Source organism: Planifilum fimeticola, assembly GCF_003001905.1.
GTDB classification, from domain to species: Bacteria; Bacillota; Bacilli; order Thermoactinomycetales; family DSM-44946; genus Planifilum; species Planifilum fimeticola.
The window spans coordinates 62,121-81,654 of record NZ_PVNE01000013.1 but is presented as its reverse complement, the minus strand read 5'-3'; the positions used below and the strand labels follow the sequence as shown (position 1 = coordinate 81,654).

The 19,534-nt window shown below is 59.4% G+C and carries 17 protein-coding genes and 1 pseudogene; 12 read left to right on the top strand and 6 right to left on the bottom strand.

All coding sequences use genetic code 11. The features are described 5' to 3' along the window. The first annotated feature begins 377 nt into the window (after nt 1-377). The 4 genes from CLV97_RS09590 to lhgO all read left to right on the top strand — a co-directional run bounded on the left by CLV97_RS09590 (nt 378) and on the right by lhgO (nt 4,898). On the top strand, nt 378-1,034 hold the full coding sequence (locus CLV97_RS09590) for a TetR/AcrR family transcriptional regulator (protein ID WP_106345304.1): 657 nt from the start codon (nt 378-380) through the stop codon (nt 1,032-1,034). Next, nucleotides 1,031-1,933, top strand: coding sequence for an ABC transporter ATP-binding protein (locus CLV97_RS09585; RefSeq protein WP_106345303.1), 903 nt, complete (start codon nt 1,031-1,033; stop codon nt 1,931-1,933). Before CLV97_RS09590 ends, CLV97_RS09585 begins: the two co-directional genes overlap by 4 nt. Further along, complete coding sequence (locus CLV97_RS09580; RefSeq protein ID WP_106345302.1) at nt 1,930-3,531, top strand: ABC transporter permease; 1,602 nt, start codon at nt 1,930-1,932, stop codon at nt 3,529-3,531. Before CLV97_RS09585 ends, CLV97_RS09580 begins: the two co-directional genes overlap by 4 nt. A 167-nt stretch (nt 3,532-3,698) precedes the next feature. Beyond that, a complete protein-coding gene (gene lhgO, locus CLV97_RS09575; RefSeq protein ID WP_106345301.1) occupies nt 3,699-4,898 on the top strand; it encodes an L-2-hydroxyglutarate oxidase in 1,200 nt (399 codons plus the stop codon). Nucleotides 4,899-5,052: 154 nt separating this feature from the next. Here lhgO and CLV97_RS09570 read toward each other — a convergent pair whose 3' ends face one another. Then, nucleotides 5,053-6,573, bottom strand: a complete 1,521-nt coding sequence (locus CLV97_RS09570) for a class I adenylate-forming enzyme family protein (protein ID WP_245891455.1) — start codon at nt 6,571-6,573, stop codon at nt 5,053-5,055. A gap of 356 nt (nt 6,574-6,929) precedes the next feature. After that, nucleotides 6,930-8,450 (bottom strand): class I adenylate-forming enzyme family protein, encoded by a 1,521-nt coding sequence (locus tag CLV97_RS09560; RefSeq protein WP_245891454.1) that lies wholly within the window; start codon nt 8,448-8,450, stop codon nt 6,930-6,932. 279 nt (nt 8,451-8,729) lie between these two features. On the opposite strand from CLV97_RS09560, the gene murQ reads away from it, so the two are divergent. The 8 genes and pseudogenes from murQ (at nt 8,730) to CLV97_RS09525 (ending at nt 15,324) form a co-directional block, all read left to right on the top strand. Beyond that, nucleotides 8,730-9,626, top strand: coding sequence for an N-acetylmuramic acid 6-phosphate etherase (gene murQ / locus CLV97_RS09555; protein WP_106345297.1), 897 nt, complete (start codon nt 8,730-8,732; stop codon nt 9,624-9,626). 344 nt (nt 9,627-9,970) lie between these two features. Further along, nucleotides 9,971-10,594 (top strand): DedA family protein, encoded by a 624-nt coding sequence (locus CLV97_RS09550; protein ID WP_170070438.1) that lies wholly within the window; start codon nt 9,971-9,973, stop codon nt 10,592-10,594. Further along, entirely contained in the window at nt 10,579-10,743 is a 165-nt protein-coding gene (locus CLV97_RS18135; protein ID WP_170070437.1) for a hypothetical protein, read from the top strand. Before CLV97_RS09550 ends, CLV97_RS18135 begins: the two co-directional genes overlap by 16 nt. Beyond that, nucleotides 10,740-11,445 (top strand): annotated as a pseudogene (locus tag CLV97_RS09545) (response regulator transcription factor). Before CLV97_RS18135 ends, CLV97_RS09545 begins: the two are co-directional and overlap by 4 nt. After that, complete coding sequence (locus CLV97_RS09540; RefSeq protein WP_170070436.1) at nt 11,438-12,961, top strand: HAMP domain-containing sensor histidine kinase; 1,524 nt, start codon at nt 11,438-11,440, stop codon at nt 12,959-12,961. The pseudogene CLV97_RS09545 and the gene CLV97_RS09540 overlap by 8 nt, the downstream one beginning before the upstream one ends. Before the next feature lie 120 nt (nt 12,962-13,081). Continuing rightward, nucleotides 13,082-13,657, top strand: a complete 576-nt coding sequence (locus CLV97_RS09535) for a PadR family transcriptional regulator (RefSeq protein ID WP_106345294.1) — start codon at nt 13,082-13,084, stop codon at nt 13,655-13,657. Nucleotides 13,658-13,856: 199 nt separating this feature from the next. Continuing rightward, nucleotides 13,857-14,552, top strand: coding sequence for an ABC transporter ATP-binding protein (locus tag CLV97_RS09530; RefSeq protein ID WP_106345293.1), 696 nt, complete (start codon nt 13,857-13,859; stop codon nt 14,550-14,552). Nucleotides 14,553-14,574: 22 nt separating this feature from the next. Then, complete coding sequence (locus tag CLV97_RS09525) at nt 14,575-15,324, top strand: ABC transporter permease (protein ID WP_106345292.1); 750 nt, start codon at nt 14,575-14,577, stop codon at nt 15,322-15,324. 52 nt (nt 15,325-15,376) lie between these two features. On the opposite strand, the gene CLV97_RS09520 is transcribed toward CLV97_RS09525, so the two are convergent. The 4 genes from CLV97_RS09520 to CLV97_RS09505 all read right to left on the bottom strand — a co-directional run bounded on the left by CLV97_RS09520 (nt 15,377) and on the right by CLV97_RS09505 (nt 19,373). Then, nucleotides 15,377-16,609, bottom strand: a complete 1,233-nt coding sequence (locus CLV97_RS09520; RefSeq protein WP_106345291.1) for a dicarboxylate/amino acid:cation symporter — start codon at nt 16,607-16,609, stop codon at nt 15,377-15,379. Between the two features lie 75 nt (nt 16,610-16,684). Then, nucleotides 16,685-17,320: an ABC transporter permease gene (locus tag CLV97_RS09515; RefSeq protein ID WP_106345290.1), complete on the bottom strand. Its 636-nt coding sequence runs from the start codon at nt 17,318-17,320 to the stop codon at nt 16,685-16,687. A gap of 25 nt (nt 17,321-17,345) precedes the next feature. After that, nucleotides 17,346-18,467 carry a betaine/proline/choline family ABC transporter ATP-binding protein gene (locus tag CLV97_RS09510; protein ID WP_106345289.1) on the bottom strand — a complete coding sequence of 374 codons (1,122 nt, stop codon included), beginning with the start codon at nt 18,465-18,467 and terminating at the stop codon, nt 17,346-17,348. 12 nt (nt 18,468-18,479) lie between these two features. After that, a complete protein-coding gene (locus CLV97_RS09505) occupies nt 18,480-19,373 on the bottom strand; it encodes a glycine betaine ABC transporter substrate-binding protein (RefSeq protein WP_106345288.1) in 894 nt (297 codons plus the stop codon). Nucleotides 19,374-19,534: the final 161 nt, after the last annotated feature.

The window sequence follows — 19,534 nt, the reverse complement described above, 5'->3', positions numbered from 1 at the left end:
ATTTAAGGGGTAAAAGGCCCGGTTGAGGTGGAACCGCTCCCTTGATGCTTCTGTGCCTATCGGTGCTCGGGTCGGCGATCACAACCTTTGATGACCCGGATACCTCGGACATGCTGTCGGTGCTGTGTTGCTCATGTTTTATCACAACATTGAGATAAAATGGACGATCCCCCTTTTCAAAAGGGAAATGTGCGAGTTTGCACGGGAAAAAAGAGCATCCAGCCTCGCTTCAAGGTGCACGCTCCAGTTCGTTCGCCTGCCGGATCCGGATATCCCTCCGGATTCTTTTTTTCGGCAAGGAATTGACCAGGGTGGTCGATTTTGATACCCTAAAATTAGACCAGTACGGTCGATATGAGGGGGTGTAGAGAACCGAAATGGGATACGCACTCAAGTCCTTCGAAAAGTTGGATTCGGACAAGCAGAATCGGATCATCCGCGCGGCCTTGAAGGAATTCGGAGAACAGGGATACGACCGGGCCTCCACCAACCGGATCGTTCAGGAAGCCGGGATCGGAAAGGGGATGCTGTTCTATTACTTCAACAGCAAGAAGGAGCTTTACTGGCATCTGATAGATCTCAGCCTGGACGCTGTGCAACGGGAGTTTTTGGACAAAATCGACGACTCGATCGACGATGTGATCGACCGTCTGGCCCATATCTCCCGGGTGAAATGGCAATTTTTCACCGAACATCCGGAGATCAGCCGTTTTTTGACCCACTTCTTCCTGACGGATGCGGAGGACCTGCCGATCGAGCTGAAGGGGAAACTGGATCGGGTGATGCGTTACGGATTCGGCAAGGTCTATGAGAACAAGAAGTATGACCGCGGCCGGTTCCGGGACGACGTGGATCCCGATCGGGCCCGTCAATTGATCGAATGGGCGATCAAGGGATATGCCGGCGACATGATGGAGCGGTTCAAACAAAAAAAGCCGGAGCCCGCGGAGTTTCAGCGCCTGTGGGACGAGTTTGAACAATACCTTCATATTTTGAAAACGTGCTTTTACAAGCAGGGGGGAGAAGAGGGATGAGCGTCATCGAGGTGAGGCGCGTCACGAAGCGGTTCAGGAATTTCACCGCCCTCGATTCCATCGATCTGACTGTCGGCGAAGGGGAGGTCTACGGTTTCATCGGGCCCAACGGAGCCGGAAAATCGACGACGATTCGGATTTTGCTCGGGATGCTGAAGGCGACGAGCGGTTCGGCGCGGATTTTCGGGAAAGACGTGTGGAAGGATGCGGTGGAGATCCATCGGCGGATCGCCTACGTCCCCGGCGATGTGAACCTGTGGCCCAATCTGACCGGGGGCGAGGTCATCGATCTGCTGTTGAAACTGAGGGGAAACGGAAATCAGAACAAAAGGGAAGAGCTGTTGGAGCGGTTCGGATTGGACCCGCGGAAAAAGTGTCGCACCTACTCCAAGGGGAACCGGCAAAAGGTGGCCCTGGTGGCCGCCTTCGCCCAGGATGCCGATCTGTACCTGTTGGATGAGCCTACCTCCGGATTGGATCCCTTGATGGAGCGCACCTTCCAGGAATGCGTCCGGGAAGCCAAGGCGGAGGGGAAGACGGTGTTTTTGTCCAGCCACATCCTGTCCGAAGTGGAGAAATTGTGCGATAAGGTGGCGATCATCCGGCAGGGGAAGATCATCGAAGAAGGTTCCCTCGCCGATCTGCGCCATCTGACCCGCATGAACGTCATCCTCCGGACGAAGCGGCCGCCGGACGGTCTGCGGGAACTTAAGGGAGTCCATCACCTGGAGGAAAGGGACGGCGCGTTGAATTTCCAGGTGGACGGGGAGGAGCTGGATGCGGTGATCCGGCACATCTGCCGGTTCGGCATTGAACAGTTGGAATGCCTGCCGCCCACCCTGGAGGACCTCTTCATGCGGTATTACGAGGGCGCGGAAGCCGGGGGGACGGCGGAATGAGGAGGGAACGTTTCAGAGGCACCGGAAGCCTGATCAAGCTCCTGTTCCGGAAGGACCGCCTGAAAATCGCCGTCTGGTTGGCCGGCATCCTTCTGGTCACGGTGTCGGCGGCGTCCGCCTACCCGACCGTCTACAAGACGGAGGAAGATCTCGCGGGTTTTGCCCTGACCATGAAAAACCCCGCCATGAAAGCGATGCTGGGCCCGGGATACGATACGTCCGACTTCACCACGTCCTTGGCCTTTGCCACCGAAATGCTGATGTTTTCCGCCATCGCCGCGGCGGTGATGAATATTTTGCTCGTCGGCGGAGCGACCCGGACCGATGAAGAGGAGGGGCGGCTGGAGCTGATCCGTTCCCTGCCGGTGGGGCGATTGGCCTATCTGGGCGCCGCGCTGGTGGAAGCCCTGATCGTCAACGGATTGCTGGCCCTGCTGATCGGAGCGGTGCTCAGCCGCACCGACCTGGACGGCCTGACGACGGAGAGCGCCTTTTTGTACGGGGCCCTTCTGGGGAGCGCGGGCGTCCTCTTCGCCGGCATCACCGCCCTGTGCGCTCAGCTCGCGGAAACCTCCCGGGGAGCGCAGGGGTTTGCCTTCGGCGCCCTGATCGCCCTTTACGTCCTGCGGGCGGTCGGGGATGTGGAGGCGGAGGCGGCATCCCTCCTTTCGCCCCTGGGATGGGTGTCCAGGGCCTATGTGTTCCTGGAAAACGAGTGGTGGCCGGTTTGGATGACGGCGGCGGCCGCGGCTCTTCTCATCGCCCTTTCCTTTTACCTCCACGCCGTCCGCGACATGGGCGCCGGGTTCCTCCCCGCCCGCAAGGGGAGGGCGCGTGCCACCGCCTTGTTGAGGACTCCCTTCGGCTTTGTCCTGCGCCAGCAGAGGACGACCGTCTTTTTCTGGGCGATCGGCCTCTTCCTGCTCAGCGCTTCCTTCGGAGCGATTCTCGGGGAATTGGAAACCTATTACGGCGACATGGAGTTGATCCTGCAGATGTTGGGAGAGGACGACTCCGACTTGACGAAACAATTTTTGACGCTGCTCATCGTCATCGTCACCCTGTTCAGCATCGTTCCCGCCCTCCTGACCGTGTTGAAGTTGCAGGGGGAGGAAAACCAGAGCCGGTCCGAACTGTTTTACAGCGGAGCCGTATCCCGGTGGACCATGATGTTTTCCTACGGCGCCGCCGCGCTGCTCGTCTCGGCGTTGATGCAGATCATGGTCGCCCTGGGCATCTGGTCGGCGGGGGCTTCGGTCCTGGAGGGGGTCGCAACCTTTGGGGAGCTGGTTCAATCCGTCCTCGTCTATCTTCCGGCCATGTGGGTGGTGCTCGGCCTCGCCCTCCTGTTGATCGGTTTTGCGCCGAGGGCGGTTCACCTGGTTTGGCTGTATTTCACCTTTTGCTTCATCGCCGTTTATTTCGGCGATCTATTGAGATTTCCCGATTGGCTGAGCGGGATTTCCGCCTTTCACCACGTGCCGGAGCTGTTGGTGGAATCCTTCCGTCCGGAACCTGTACTCGTGCTCTTCCTGCTTTCTCTCCTCTTCACCCTTGCGGGTTACGCCGGGTACCGGAGGAGGGATATCACCGGGTAATCGGCGGCAAAGGGCGCAGAGGGTGAAGGAGAGCCTGGCGTCGGGAGTGGCTGCCGGGGTTTTTATCCAAGGCATAACGGGAATCCACTGAAGGAGCCGGGCGATCTATGCCCAGGATTTTCCTGATCTCGGGAAGCAAGAACCCTGAAGCAGGAAGGAGAAATCGGATGTTTGACTTTACGATCATCGGCGGAGGGATTGTGGGGATCTCCACGGCGTATCATCTGGTCTCCTCCGCCCCGGGAGCGAAGGTCCTGGTGTTGGAGAAGGAAAAGGCCCTCGGGCTGCATCAGACGGGCCGCAACAGCGGGGTGATTCATTCCGGCATCTACTATCGTCCGGGAAGCTTAAAGGCGCGTTTCGCCGTTGAGGGAAGCCGGGCGATGTACGACTTCTGCAGGAGACACGACATTCCCCACGAGCGGTGCGGAAAGGTGATCGTGGCGGTCAGGGATGAGGAACGGCCGCAGTTGGAGGCCCTGTATCGCCGGGGAGTTGCCAATGGTTTGCGACTTGAAAAATGGAGTCCGGAGGAGCTCAGGGAGAGGGAGCCCCACGTCCGGGGGCTGGAGGCCCTTTACGTTCCGGACACGGGGATCGTGGATTTCAGGCGGGTACTGCAGGTGCTGGCGGCGATGGCGGAGGAGAAGGGGGCCGAGATCCGGACCTCCGCCGAAGTGGAGGAGATCGAGGAGCACCGGGAATTTACGGAGGTGCACACAAGCGGCGAAACGGTGCGGACGCGGTTTTTGATCAACTGTGCCGGGTTGTTCAGCGACCGGATCGCCCGAAGGGCCCGGGTTTCGCTTGATCTGAAGATCGTACCCTTCCGCGGGGAGTATTATGAGCTTCGTCCGGAAAAGCGCCATCTGGTGAAGAACCTGATCTATCCCGTACCCAATCCGGCGTTTCCCTTTCTCGGGGTTCACTTTACGCGCATGATCGACGGGACGGTGCACGTGGGACCGAACGCAGTGTTGGCTCTGAAGCGGGAGGGGTACCGAAAGCGAGACATCCGTTTGGGGGATGCGCTGGAGGTGCTTACTTATCCCGCCTTCTGGAAGATCGCCTTCCGGTACATGCGCGAGGGAATCGGTGAAATGGTCCGTTCCTTCAGCAAAAGTGCCATGGTGAAGATGATCCGGCAATACCTCCCGGAGCTGACATCCGACGACCTCGTTCCCGCGCCGGCGGGAGTGCGCGCCCAGGCGCTGTCCAGGGACGGCCGGCTGGTGGATGACTTTGTGATCCTTCGTTCCGAACGGGGGATGCACGTATGCAACGCACCGTCACCGGCGGCCACCGCCTCCCTCAAGATCGGCTTCCACATCGCCGGCCAGGTTCTCGAACGCTGTGAGACGGCGTAGGGTTTCCATCGGAGACTTCCGTCACGGCGCTTTGCCCGGGACCGGAAGCGGGCGCCTTTGAAAGGCAATGCATATCGACGAATGGCAAAAAAGGAGGGGCTTTGTCGGGCATTCCCGCAAGCCCCTCCCGCCGTTATGCCCCGGACAAAAGGACTCAAGCCCCCTGCCGGTTGGCGTGTTGGCGCAGGACATATTTCATCACTTTGCCCATGCTGTTTTTCGGGAGTTCCTTGACGAACTCCACTTCGTGCAGGCTGTAGTCCGCCATATGCTTCCGCACGTGGGCGATGATTTCTTCTTCCGAGATTTGGGCGCCTTCCTTCAGGACCACATAGGCCCGGGCTAGCTCTCCCCACACCGGGTGCTTGACGCCGACGACGGCGGCTTCCGCCACTTCCTCCAGCTGTCCGATCACGGACTCCACCTGGGCGGGGAACACCTTCTCTCCGCTGGTGATGATCATGTCCCGCAGGCGGTCCACGACGTAGAGGAAGCCGTCGTCATCCATATAGCCCGCGTCGCGGGTGTGGTACCAACCGTTGCGGATCACTTCTTCCGTGGCCTCCGGGTTGTTCCAGTATCCTGCGAAGACGAGGGGCCCCCGGCAAACCACTTCGCCGATTTCGCCCGGCGGCAGGGCTTCGCCCGTGACGGGATCGACGATCTTCATCTCAGTCAAGTACTGGGATTTGCCGACAGAGGAACATTTGTCCATACCCATCTCCGGCATCCAGTACGTGATCGATCCCGAGTATTCGGTGGCACCGTACACCTGTATCACCTGATAGCCCCATTCGTGCATACCGGAGATCAGGTGCTCCGGAACCCGGGACCCGCCGCATATGATCATGCGGAGCGTCGGCGCCATGATGTCCTGGGTCTTCACCATCTCATACATGTAGCTGAGCATGGAGGGAACCGAAAACATGCCCGTGATCTTCTCCGATTCGATCAGATTCCAGATCTGCACCGGATGAAACTGGGTGTTGAGAACCAGGGTGATTCCCCGCAGGAGCGCGCCGATGATGAACGTCGTCCCGCTGATGTGGAAGAGGGGGGTGACGAACAAAAACCGGTCCCGGTACCGCAGGTCGAGGGTGGTCAAGTTGCCGATCACGGCATGGAACACATTGGCGTGGGTGCAGACGACCCCCTTTGGGCGCCCGGTGGTGCCCGAGGTGTAGATGATCAGGGCGGGATCGTTTTCCTCCACGTCCGCCTCGGGTTCATCCGCCGGATACCCCTGGATCAGGTGCTCGAAGCCGGTCGTGTCTTCCCCGTTGGCGATGCGGATCTCCTGCTGGATGAAGGGGAGGCTCCCCAGAAGCGGGGTCACCTGCTTGAAATCGCCATCGTAGAAGAGCACCTTCGGCGTGCAGTTTTCCAATATGTACTTGATTTCATCGGTCTTCTGACGCCAGTTGATGGGCACGGTGATGGCGCCGATCTTGGCCGCGGCGAGGTAGATGACCGGAAACGGGTGGAGATTTTTGCTGAGAATGGCGACCCGGTCTCCTTTTTGGACGTTGTTTTGAAGGAGAAAATGGGCAAGCCGGTTGACGATTTCGTTGTACTCGCGATACGTCAGCCGCCTGGTGGGCGTAACCACCGCTTCCAGATCCGGTGACAGCCGCGTTCGATGTCGAAGCAGATCTCCGATGACGCCGTTGGTCACATCCATCCCTCCAATTGAAAAATCACAAAATCCCACTGTCATGTTAGTATATTTTCGTGAAGATATAAAGGAAATTTTAATAGAAAGCTATATAAAACCCAAAGCTTTGCTCTGTTTTATCTGTAAGTTTTATAAATTAAAAAAATACAAAACCGATTGCAGGCCGGGCCGTTCCCGGCTCTGTGGAGACCGGGCGATAATCCTTGAAAGGGAATGCGGTGAGATCGCCGCTTTGCTTTCGGGTGCAGGTGGAGAAATGAAAAGAGGGCTCGTTGCGGCGGTCGTGCCGCAGCGAGCCCCTCCCTTTGGGATCACCGGTGCGAAGATTCCGGCCCGCACCGATCTCCGGGTTTTCCTCAAGCCCCCTGCCGGTTGGCGTGTTGGCGGAGAACATGCTTCATCACTTTGCCCATGCTGTTTTTCGGGAGTTCCTTGACGAACTCCACTTCGTGCAGGTAGTGGTCGGCCATGTGTTTCCGCGCATGGGTGAGGACCTCTTCTTCCGTGATCCGGGCGCCTTCCTTCAGGACCACATAGGCCCGGGCCAGCTCTCCCCACACCGGGTGCTTGACGCCGACGACGGCGACTTCCGCCACTTCCTCCAGCTGCTCGATCACGGACTCCACCTGGGCGGGGAACACCTTCTCCCCGCTGGTGATGATCATGTCCCGCAGGCGGTCCACGACGTAGAGGAAGCCGTCGTCATCCATATAGCCCACGTCGCGGGTGTGGTACCAACCGTTGCGGATCACCTCTTCCGTGGCCTCCGGGTTGTTCCAGTATCCGGCGAAGGTGAGGGGCCCCCGGCAAACCACTTCGCCGATTTCGCCCGGCGGCAGGGCTTCGCCCGTGACGGGATCGACGATCTTCATCTCGGTTGAGAAGACCGGTTTGCCCGCGGAGCCGCAGGATTTCATCCCCATCTCCGGCATCCAGAAGGTGGCGGCGCCTGTGAATTCGGTGGCGCCGTATACCTGAATCACATGGAAGCCCCACTCGTGCATTCCGGAGATCAGATGTTCCGGAACCCGGGACCCGCCGCAAATGATCATGCGGAGCGTCGGCGCCATGATGTCCTGGGTCTTCACCATCTCATACATGTAGTTGAGCATGGAGGGAACCGAAAACATGCCCGTGATCTTCTCCGATTCGATCAGATTCCAGATCTGCACCGGATGAAACTGGGTGTTGAGAACCAGGGTGATCCCGCGGGCCAGTGCCGTGATGATGAAAACCATCCCGCTGATATGGAAGAGGGGGGTGACGAACAAAAACCGGTCCCGGTACCGCAGGTCGAGGGTCCTCACAATGGAGTTGGCTCCGCTGTCGAGGTTGGCGTGGGTGCAGACGACCCCCTTCGGGCGCCCGGTGGTGCCCGAGGTGTAGATGATCAGGGCGGGATCGTTTTCCTCCACGTCCGCCTCGGGTTCATCCGCCGGATACCCCTGGATCAGGTGCTCGAAGCCGGTCGTGTCCTCCCCGTTGGCGATGCGGATCTCCTGCTGGATGAAGGGGAGGCTCCCCAGAAGCGGGGTCACCTGCTTGAAATCGCCATCGTAGAAGAGCACCTTCGGTGTGCAGTTTTCCAATATGTACTTGATTTCATCGGTCTTCTGACGCCAGTTGATGGGCACGGTGACGGCGCCGATCTTGGCCGCGGCGAGGTAGATGACCGGAAACGGGTGGAGATTTTTGCTGAGAATGGCGACCCGGTCTCCTTTTTGGACGTTGTTTTGAAGGAGAAAATGGGCAAGCCGGTTGACGATCTCGTTGTACTCGCGATACGTCAGCCGCCTGGTGGGCGTAACCACTGCTTCCAGATCCGGTGACAGCCGCGTTCGATGTCGAAGCAGATCTCCGATGACGCCGTTGGTCACATCCATCCCTCCAATTGAAAAATCACAAAACCCCATTGTCATGTTAGTATATTTGGATAAAAATATAAAGGGGTTTTGAACAGAATTCTGGCTATTTTCTTTCATTAATCCATTTCCCACTGAGAGCTAAATCTACACCTGAAAAATAGAAAACGGGGACCCGGGTCTTGTGGGAGAAGGGAAAAAAGGCCGGATGAAGAACCTTGGCGTGGAGGGCCTTGCATTGCCGGCCTGCGGACCTCGCTTTTTCAGGAGAAAAAAAACGGAGGGGGATATGGGATGGAGCCGCTGGATCACTTGACGACGGAACGGGAAAATGATAAATCCGCCGGATTGGATGAGATGAGTGCGCTGGAGATCGTCACCCTGATGAATGGGGAGGACCGGACAGTCGCCGAAGCGGTGAGAAAGGCCCTTCCGGTCATTGCCGAGGCGGTGGAAGCGATCGTGGCATCCTTCAAGGCGGGAGGCCGCCTGATTTACGCGGGTGCCGGGACCAGCGGCCGGCTGGGCGTCTTGGATGCCTCCGAACTTCCTCCCACCTTCGGCGTAGACCCCTCCAGGGCAGTCGCCCTGCTGGCGGGTGGAAGGGATGCGGTGTTTCAGGCCAAGGAGGGGGCCGAAGATGATGCGGAAGCGGGGAGGAGGGACCTGCAGGGCATTCGCCTGGAGTCCCGGGATGCGGTCGTCGGCATCAGCGCCAGCGGAAGGACCCCCTATGTGATCGGGGCGCTCGAGTACGCGAAGGAAATCGGCGCGAAGGCGATTTCCCTTTCCTGCAACCGGCCGGCGCGCATGAGTTCGATCGCCGATGTGGCCATCGAGGTGGTGACGGGGCCGGAGGTGTTGACCGGTTCGACGCGGCTCAAGGCGGGGACTGCGCAGAAAATGGTGCTCAACATGCTGAGCACCGCCGCCATGGTTCGCTTGGGAAAAACCTATAAGAATCTGATGGTGGATGTGAAGCCCACCAATGAAAAACTGGTGGATCGCGCCCGCCGGATCTTGATGAAGGCGACGGGAGTTTCCTATGAGGAGGCGGATCGAGCTTTGAAGGCGGCGGATCTTCAGGTGAAGGTGGCGCTGGTGATGATCCAGACCGGTTCCACTGCGGAAGAGGCCCGCGCCCGCCTGGAGGCTTCGGGCGGATTTGTCCGCGCCGCCGTGAAAGGGTGAGACGGGGCTTTTTCGCGGGAGCGCCCGGCAATCCCCGTGGATTTTCGACCGGGCCCGCCGACGGCGGGCCCGCTCTTTGTATGGAGCGAGAGGGTCCTTCCGGGTTTTTCCCCGGGGGTAATTTCGGGCGAGGATGGGATGACCTTTGACATGCCCGACACTCGAACTCTGTTTTTGCGGGTGCTAATGAGAACTTAAGAATTTGTTAAGGAGTTGCGCATGGGATCTTAAGTTTTTGTTGCTATGATGAACCCGTCTCCCCGGGGATGTCAATTCCGCCCCGGCGGGACAACGCTTGTTGAGGGATTTCCGGCAACCGCCGGGAACCGACGGGGGGAAGGATGATGGAGACGGGTTGGTTGGTTCGATGGATTTCGGAGCACGGGTATGCGGCTTTGTTTCTCTGCCTGAGTCCGGGGATCGCCGGATTGCCCGTTCCCGGTGAATCGGTGGTGGTGACCGGTGGGATGGTTTCTTCCCTGGGGCTGATGGAGCCGGTCCCCGCTTTTTTCACAACCTATGCGGGACTGGTTTGCGGTCTCACGGTGGATTATGTTCTCGGCCGCTGGGGAGGCGGGCCCGTGTTGCGTCGGTTGGGGACAAAAAGGGGACGGCGGCTGTGGTCGCGTTCGGAGGCGTGGATCCGGCGGCACGGAAGGAGGGCATTGTTCCTCAGCTGTTTCTTGCCGGGCCTTCGCCATGTGGTTCCCTGTCTGGCCGGGGCCGGACGCATGCGGTTCCGCGATTTCGCCCTGCGATCCTATGGCGCCGGCTTGTTGTGGATGATTCCCTATTTTCACCTGGGTGCCGCCACGCCGAAGGCGGAATGGATCGTCCTGTGGGATTCGGTGCGGCTGCCGGCGGCCTTCGCGACCGGCGGGCTGATCCTCTTCGCGGTATGCCGCCTGCGCCCAGGTCTGATCCGGGGATGGACGGAAAGGGGTGCGTCCGATTGGAGGCGAAACTGATTTTCCAGTTCTTATTGTCGGTGGTTGTGCCGGTGTTTGCCTATCTGAAGGCGGTGCTGTATCTTCAATACGCGGAGGATCGGAAAGAGGAGGGGGACTCGCACCCATTTCCGATCGGGGGATTGACCAAGGGAGGAGACCGCCCATGAAAAGCGCGACCACCGTGTTGATCGTGGATGACGACCGGGAGATCCGGGAACTGATCGGGCTTTACCTGAAAAATGAAGGATACGATGTCTTGCAGGCGGCAAACGGCGAGGAAGCGCTGGAGCAGGTGAAGAGCCGGCCCGTCGATTTGATCGTTCTGGACCGGATGATGCCCGGAATGGATGGCGTCCAGGTGTGCATCCGCCTCAGGGAAGAGCATCGGATGCCGATCATCATGCTGACCGCCAAAGCCCAGGATATGGACAAGATCGAGGGGCTTTCCGTGGGGGCCGACGATTACGTGACCAAGCCCTTCAACCCGCTGGAATTGGTGGCCCGGATCAAGGCCCAGGCTCCGACGTTACCGGATGTTCCGGGAGGAGGGCGTGGAAGAGGGGATCATCCGGCTGCAGCATCTCACCATCGACCCGGCCCGCCGCCGCGTTTGGGACGGACAGCGGGAAGTGCGTCTCACTCCCCGGGAGTTTGACATTCTCCATCTGTTGGCCGGTCGGCCGGGGGTGGTCTTTTCTCCTGAGGAACTGTACGAACGCGTGTGGGGGGAGCCGCTCATCAACGCCAACACGGTAATGGTTCACATCCGCAAAATCCGGGAGAAGGTGGAGCGGGATCCCCGCGATCCGGCGGTGATCCGGACCGTGTGGGGAGTTGGCTACAAGGCGGAGGATGTGCCGCATGGGTAAGACGTTGCGGCGATGGATGAGCGCTCCCTGGCGGTGGATCACCTCCAGTTTCCGGGTTCAGATGGCGATGGCCGTGGTCCTCTCTTTTTTTGTCGCCGTTTTTACAGTGGGGATCGGGATGCAGTTGTTCGATGCACAGGAACCGAAAATGGATGGGCAACCGCCTGCGGGTTCGATTGCGCCGCCCGACTCCCGGGAGGAGATCTCCCAATCCAAATACGGGTTGAGCCTCACTTATGGCCTGAAGCTGAGGCTCCGGGAATTGGCGTCGGAACTGCAGGCGAATCCCCAAATTTCCTCCGATCGATGGAAGGATATTTCCTGGCCTCCCTTTTCATGGGCGCTGACGGATGACCGGGGCCGGGTGTTGGTCCGCGTCGGGGAGATGCCGGGGGATCGCATCGACGTTCATGCCTTTCTGCAGCGGGTCGAATCCTCGAGCCGGTCGGCGGGGGATTCGTCAGAAGGGGAGATTGCCGCCTACTATCCCTTCGAGATGAAGGGGGAAGCCCGTTATCTCTTCGGGGTGCAGCGGTTGGGGGAGATGCCGGTTCACCGGGAGGAACACCCGATGCGCCCCCTTCTGATTCTCTCCGCCTCCTTGGCGGCCTTTCTGGTTTCCTATATTTGGTTGACCCGCGGCAAGCTGAGCCAGATACGCGACTTGGCGAAGGGGATGGATCGGATCGCGGAAGGGGATTTCTCCTTTCGCCTGAAGGAGAAGGGGAGGGATGAGCTGGGCTCTCTCATCACCAATATCAATCGGATGGCCGACCGCCTGGAAGAGAACCGGGAGAGGGAAAGAGCCTGGGAACGCAACCGGATGGAACTGATCACCCATGTCTCCCACGATCTGCGCGGACCCCTCACGTCCATCATCGGGTATTTGCAGCTCATGCGGGACAAACCCGAACTGGAAAAGGAGGAGCTTCTCCACTGCGGCGGGATTGCCCTCAACAAATCCCTCGGATTGAAGCGGATGATCGACGATCTGTTCGAGTATGCCAAACTGAGCCACCCCAACGTGCGGCTGCACCGAAAGCGGATTTCCCTGACCCGCCTGTTGGAGCAGTTGTTGGAGGAATGCTTCGTCTTGACTGAAGAGAAGGGGGTTCGGCTGCAGAAGGAGTTGCCGGAGGATCCGCTGGTGCTGGACGGGGATCCGGTGCTGTTGGCGCGCCTGTTTGAAAACCTTTTGGACAATGCGCTGCGACACGGGCAGGGAGAGCGGATTCGGGTCGTTGCGGTAAGGTCGGCGGACTGGGCCGCCATCACCGTGGCCAATCCGGCGGAGGAATTGGATCCTTCGCTCCTTGAGCGGTTCTTTGACACCTTCGTGACGGGGGATGCCTCCCGCCGCGAAGGAGGTTCCGGCCTGGGCCTCGCCATCGCCAAGAGCGTGGTGAAACTCCACGGCGGAGAGATTGGCGCGGAGCAGAAAGCGGGGGAACTCCGGATTCACATCCGGCTGCCCCTTTGCCCGTGCGAGTCCGACGAAAAGGAAAGCGGAGGATGAACGCCGGCGATAAGGATGGGCGGGGGATCAGCCTTTCTGTGGCGGGAGCGTCATCCCATCCTTGTATCCCTTATAATATCCAAATTTGTTTATTAAAATGGTTAACGGAGGTGAGGGTGGGTGGTTCGGTTGTTGGTGTTGGGGCTGTTGTCCAAAAAGCCCATGTCCGGGTACGAAATCCAGCAGTACCTGCAGCTTTCCCATACCGAAAAGTGGGCGGACATTTTGCCGGGATCGATCTATCATGCGCTGAAGAAGATGGAGAAGGAAAAGCTGGTCGAAGTGCAGGCGGTGAAACGGACCGGCCACCGATCGAAGGCGATTTACGGCATCACTTCTGCCGGGAAAGAGGAATATCGGCGTCGGTTGAAGGAGACGTTGCGCACTCCGTCGGTGGCTTTGCCCAAAGCTTTTTACATTGCCCTGGGTTATCTGGATGATCTGTCCCGGGAAGAGGTGAAGGCCGCTCTGGATGAGCAGATCGCCAAGGTGGAAGCGGAGCGGAATCTGTGGTTGACGGGAGAAGCGGCCAAAGAGGAGGCATGGCCGCTTCCGGCAGTCATCAAGGCCGCCTTTGCGAGCGCCCGAGAGCATTTCGAGGTCCATTTGCGTTTTCTGCGCACCCTGCGGACGTTGATGGATACGGAGCCGCAGCCGCTTGTGGATCTTCACCTGGATGAGATCGGGCAGGATTAGAGGTCGGGTGCGTGGGTCTGAAGGAGGAGACAGCAGCGAGCGCTTTGCCTCCCGGCGGGGAGAGTTTTCCCGGAACGCTTTTTTTCGAAGGGATGAAAAAGGATTGACGAAGCAATCCCTTCCGTGTTATCTTATACTCAACATTGAGTATTTAATATTGGTTAAATAAATTTGACCCAATAGGAAGAGGAGGGACAAAATGGACCCGTTGATCCAAGTCCGCGGTTTGGTGAAACGGTACGGCGGACGGACGGTGGTAAAGGGGATCGATCTCGATATTCGCCCCGGGGAGGTGGTGGCGCTGATCGGCCCCAACGGAGCGGGAAAGACCACCGCGCTGGAGATGATTTTGGGATTGCGCCCATCCGACGGGGGGAGTGTCGTCTATTGGTGTGACGATCCCCGGAGACATCTGGGCGTTCAGCTGCAGTCCACCCCCTTCTTTCCGGCGTTGACGGCGGCGGAGAACCTGCAGCTGGTCGCGTCCTTTTACGGGGTGCGGCTCCACCGCGCAGAGATGAGGGAGATTCTGGAGCGGTGCGATTTGGCGGAGGTGGAAGGTACCGAGGCGTCCCGCCTGTCCGGCGGACAACAGAAGCGGCTTGCCATCGCCCTCGCCCTCGTTCACCGGCCCCAAGTCCTTTTCCTGGACGAACCGACGGCGGCGCTGGATCCCCGCGCCAGAAAGGAGATTCGCGATCTGATTCGCCGCCAGTCCCGATCCGGGACATCGATCGTCTTCACTTCCCATGACATGGAGGAGGTGGAAAAGCTGGCCGACCGGGTGATCCTGATCCATCGGGGAGAGGTGCGGGCGGCGGGCCCGCCGGAATCCCTGCCGCGACAGCACGGGGTTGAGGATTTGGAGGAGCTGTATCTCGAATTGACTGTTTAACCCGACCTCAGGAGGTGAAAAAATGGATACCGCATTGCGGATTCTGCTGAAGAGCGCCTTGCGCGACCGGATTTCCCTGTTCTGGTCGGTAGTTTTGCCGGTGGGGTTGTTGATCGGTCTCGGGATCGTTTTCGATTCGCCGGAATACCGCGGCCGGCTGTTGGCCGGGTCGGCGGCGATGGGTGTCTTTTTCTGGGCGCTGTTCGGCATCGCCTTTGAAACCCTGTCCCACCGGAACCGGGGGGTTTACAAGCTGCTCCGGGCGACTCCTTTTCTCACGGTCGCTTTCGTCTTGAGCATGACGATCGCCCGGGCCCTGATTGCTCTGCTGAGCGGTGCCGTTGTGATTGCCACCGGGGCGGTCGCGTTTGGCGTGGATGTCGGGTGGAGAGAGAGCCTGCTGATGCTTCCGGTGTTGCTTTCCGGCACCCTGTGCTTCACCTGTCTCGGCTTTTTGGCGGCCAATCTGGCGGGAAATGAAGCCCAGGTGAGCATGGTCTGCAATCTCTTTTCCCTTCCGATGCTCTTTGTCAGCGAAGCCTTTTATTCGCTGGACAAGGCGCCCCACTGGTTGCAGGGACTGAGTCGGGTTCTGCCCTTTTCCCATTTTGTTGACGCTCTCCGCCTCTCGCTGGAAGGCGATGCATCGGGAATCGTCCTGCCGCTCCTGGTTCTGTCGGGGTTCACCGCCCTGTTTTTGGTGCTGGCGGTGGTTACTTTTCGCTGGGATGCGGAGGGGGGAAGGACTCCGGCCAATCGCTCGAGGGATTGACATGGAAAAACAAAGGCTTCGGAAAGGAATTCCGAAGCCTTTGGCAGGTTTTTTACGCCTTTTCCTTCAAGGCGTTTTTCATCCAATCCTTCCCTTCGGTGAAGCGGGAGACGAGCATGCTTGCCACCGTGTCGCCGGAGGCGTTGACCATGGTGGCCGGCGGATCGACCAGGGTTCCGATGACGGCCAGGATGGGGAGCGCTTCGGCCGGAAACCCGTACATGGTGACGATCAGCATCTCGCCGATGAAGCCGCCGCCGGTCACCCCGGACATCACGACCCCGCTGAGGACGGCGATCAGGATGGCGGTCAAATAGGTGTCGATCCCCTCAAAGGGGATGTTGAACAGCCCGAACAGAAAAGAGATTTTCAGGATGGCGCTGATGCAGGAACCGTCCATGTGGATCGTGGCTCCCAGCGGGATCACCACATCGCGCACATCCTTTTTGACGCCCAGCTTGGCCGCGGCGGTCAGGTTGGTGGGGATGGTGGCCACGCTGCTGCCGGTGGCCAGCGCCGTCACCGCCGGAGAGGGGATCGCGCTCCAGAATCGGCGGACGCCCCTTCCGCCTCCGGCCAGGAAGGCGTACAGGGTAAAGAAAACGGCGAAATACAAGAGGGCCACCGGATAGTAGACAGCGACCGCCCGGGCGTAGGAGCCGACCAGCTGAGGGCCGAATTCCCCCACCAGCGCCGCGAAGTAAGCCCCCAGACCGACGGGGGCGTACCACAGGATGATCCCCACCAATTTGATCAGCACCTCGGACAGGGCGGACAGGCCCCGGGCCACCATCTCCCCCTTTTCCCCCGCCTGACTGACGGCGATCCCGAAGAGCGCGGCCATCAGGATCAGGGCCAGCATCCGTTCCTTGGACAAGAGATCCCGAAAGTCGGGGGCCGTCACCGTCTGGACCAGCTGTTCGCCCAGGGTGATCTCCTCCTGTCCTTCCGGTTCCTCCAGCGTGATGTTCACTCCCTCCGCCGGGTTGAACATTTTCACGGCCCCCAGCGTCAGCAGGGAAGAGATGATGCCGGTGACCACGAAAATGAGGAGCATCCAGCCCACGATTTTGCCCAGCCGCTTCAGGCTGGACATGTTGGCGATTGAACTGCTGATGGTGACGAACACCAGAGGTACCACGATCACGAACATCAGGTTCAGAAAAATATCCCCCAGAGGCTTCAGCACCGCCGATTTGGGCCCCAGGATGAAACCAATCACGCTGCCCAGAGCGATGGCGGCCAGAAGGATGAGGGGGAATCGATAAGCACGCAGAAAAGCCATCGCGGATGATTCCTCCTTCGCATCCAATCATACCCGAAGAACGAACCCCGCGCCACGTTTGTTTCATTCCTGTTTTTACAGCCGGATTCCCCGGGGGACCGCCACCCGTTCCAGGAAGCGGAAGGCGAGGTCGAACAGGATGGCCAGAAGAGCGGCCGGGATCGCTCCCGCCAGGATCAAGTCGTCCCGGTACATTCCAAGACCCCGGTTGATCAAGTCCCCGAGGCCACCGGCGCCGATAAAGGTGGCCAGGGTGACCAAACCGACGGTGAAGACGGAGGCGGTGCGGATGCCGGCCATGATGATGGGAAGGGAGAGGGGGAGTTCCACCTTGAGCAGGATCTGCCGGGAGGTCATGCCCATTCCCCTTCCGGCCTCGACGATGGCCGGGTCGACGCGAATGATGCCGGTGTAGGTGTTGCGCAGGATCGGAAGCAGTGCATACAAAGTGAAGGCGATGACGGCGGAGTCCCGGCCGATCCCGATGAAGGAGACCATGAAGGCGAGCAGGGCCAGGCCGGGCACGGTCTGGATGACGGCGGTCGCCCCGATCACCCACTCGGCCAGCTTCCGGAAACGGGTCAGCAGGATGCCGAGGGGAACGGCGATGAGAATGGCGGACAGGATGGATGTGGCCGACATGACGATATGTTCCTGAAAGGCGATCCAAATGTCCGTCTTCCGCTCGACAAAGGTATGGATGAGTTCCATCGTGTCGCTCCTTTCGATAGGCAGGTCAGTCGCCGACTTTGCCCCATTCGGCCAGACCGTCCATCATGCTGGTTCGGCTGACGTATCCGACCAGCCGGTCCGCTTCCAGCACGGGGACCATCGGAATGCGGGGATCCCGGAAAATGGCGGCGATCTCCCCCAATCCGTCGCGGGCGCTCACCCCTTGGGGAGGAGGTTTCAGAATGTGGCCGACGGAAGTGTTTTCGTGGCGGCTCGCTTCCAATTGTTCCAGGGTGACGATGCCCAGCAGGCGTTTTCGGGTGTCCGTCACGAACAGGGCTTCCAGTCCCTCCTCCTTCATCAGGCGCAGCGTTTCGGCGGGTTCCTGATCGGGATGGGCGGTGACCGGCGCCGGACACATCAGGTCGTTGACCGTGGGGACGCCGTTCTGCGCTTTTCGCCGCCGGTGGACGCCGATGAACTCCCGGACGAATTCATCGGCGGGATGTTCAAGCAGCTGGTCCGGTGTTCCCGTCTGCACCAGCCTCTTCTCGTTCATGACGACGATCCGGTCCGCCACCTTGAGGGCTTCGTCCATGTCGTGGGTGACGAAGACGATGGTTTTCCGCATTTCCGACTGGAGGCGGATCAGGTCGTCCTGCAGCTGTTCGCGGCTGATGGGGTCCAGGGCGCTGAAGGGCTCATCCATCAGGACGATGTCGGGTTCTCCCGCCAGCGCCCGGGCGACGCCGATCCGCTGCTGTTGTCCGCCGCTCAACTCCGAGGGGTAGCGGTCCCGGAAGGTGTCCGGCTCCAGCCCCACCATGTCGAGCAGCTCGTCGACCCGCTTTCGGCACGCTTCCCGGTCCCACTTTTTCAGTTGGGGAACGAGGGAGATGTTTTCCGCCACGGTCATGTGGGGGAACAAGCCGATCTGCTGGATCACGTATCCGATGTTGCGGCGCAATTCCACCGGATCGATCCCGGAGATATCCCGGCCGTCGATGGTGATGCTGCCCTCCGTCGGCTCGATCAGCCGGTTGATCATGCGCAGGGCGGTCGTTTTTCCGCAACCGCTGGGGCCGATCAGGACCAGCAATTCCCCTCTGGAAATCTCCAGGCTGAAATTCTTGAGGGCGACGGTTCCGTCCTCATACTTCTTGGTCACACGGTCAAATCGGATCATTCTCCATCCCCTTTACTGAATCAACCCTTTTTTCTTCAGGAACCGGATGGCCACATCCCGGGGTTCCTTGTTTTCCAGGTTCACCTCGGCGTTCATTTCCGACATCTCTTCGGTGCTGATCTGCCCGGCCAGCATTTCCAGGGCTTCCTTCAATTCCGGGTGGGACTCCAGGGTTTCCCGCCGGACGACCGGGGCGGCGTCGTAGGGAGGGAAATATTGCTTGTCGTCCTCCAGGACCGCCAGATTGAACTGCCGGATTCTCGGATCGGTGGAAAAGCCGGTGATGATGTCCACTTCTCCCTTGTGGACCGCCTGGTACATCAGGTCTTCATCCAGGGAGACCTTTTTGCCGAATTGAAATCCGTAGGCTTTGGTGAGCCCCTCATAGCCGTCCGCCCGTTCATAGAAGGTTCCGGGGGCGCCGAAGGCGAGGGAGCCGGCTTTCCCCTTCAGATCGCCCAGTCTGGAGGCGCCGAGGGAGTCCGCCTTGTCCTTTCGCATGGTCATCACATGGTTGTTGGCAAATCCCAGGGGCTTCAGCCATGTCACATCCAGCTCATCCTCGTACCCTTTTTTGGTCGCTTCGTATATTTCATCGGGCGTCATGCCGGGCCGAAATTCCTTGTGAAGGATGGCCATGTATCCCGTGCCCGTGTATTCCACGTACAGATCGATGTCCCCCTTTTTAAGGGCTTCCGTCAGGACCGTCTCCGAACCGAGTCCCTCCTTGACTTCCACTTCCAGGTCGGTGTGTGCCTTGATCGTCTCCGCCAGCAGATGGGACAAAATCCATTGTTCCGTCCAATCCTTTCCGGAGACGATCACTTTGCCGGAGTCCGCCTGGCCTCCGCAGGCGGTGAGCAAGAGGATCAAGAAAAGTGGGACGAGAAGAAAGATTTTTTTCATTTTATTACCTCCATAGGGAAACATTCGTTTGCTAAGTACCCTTTCTGCTCCGGCAAAAAACGCCTTTTTCGGGCGGGGTTTCCGCCTTTCTTCGTTGTATTTTTTTGAAAAAAGATTCAATTTGTCGTTTCAGGACTCCCCAATCCGGTAAAATAGGGGTG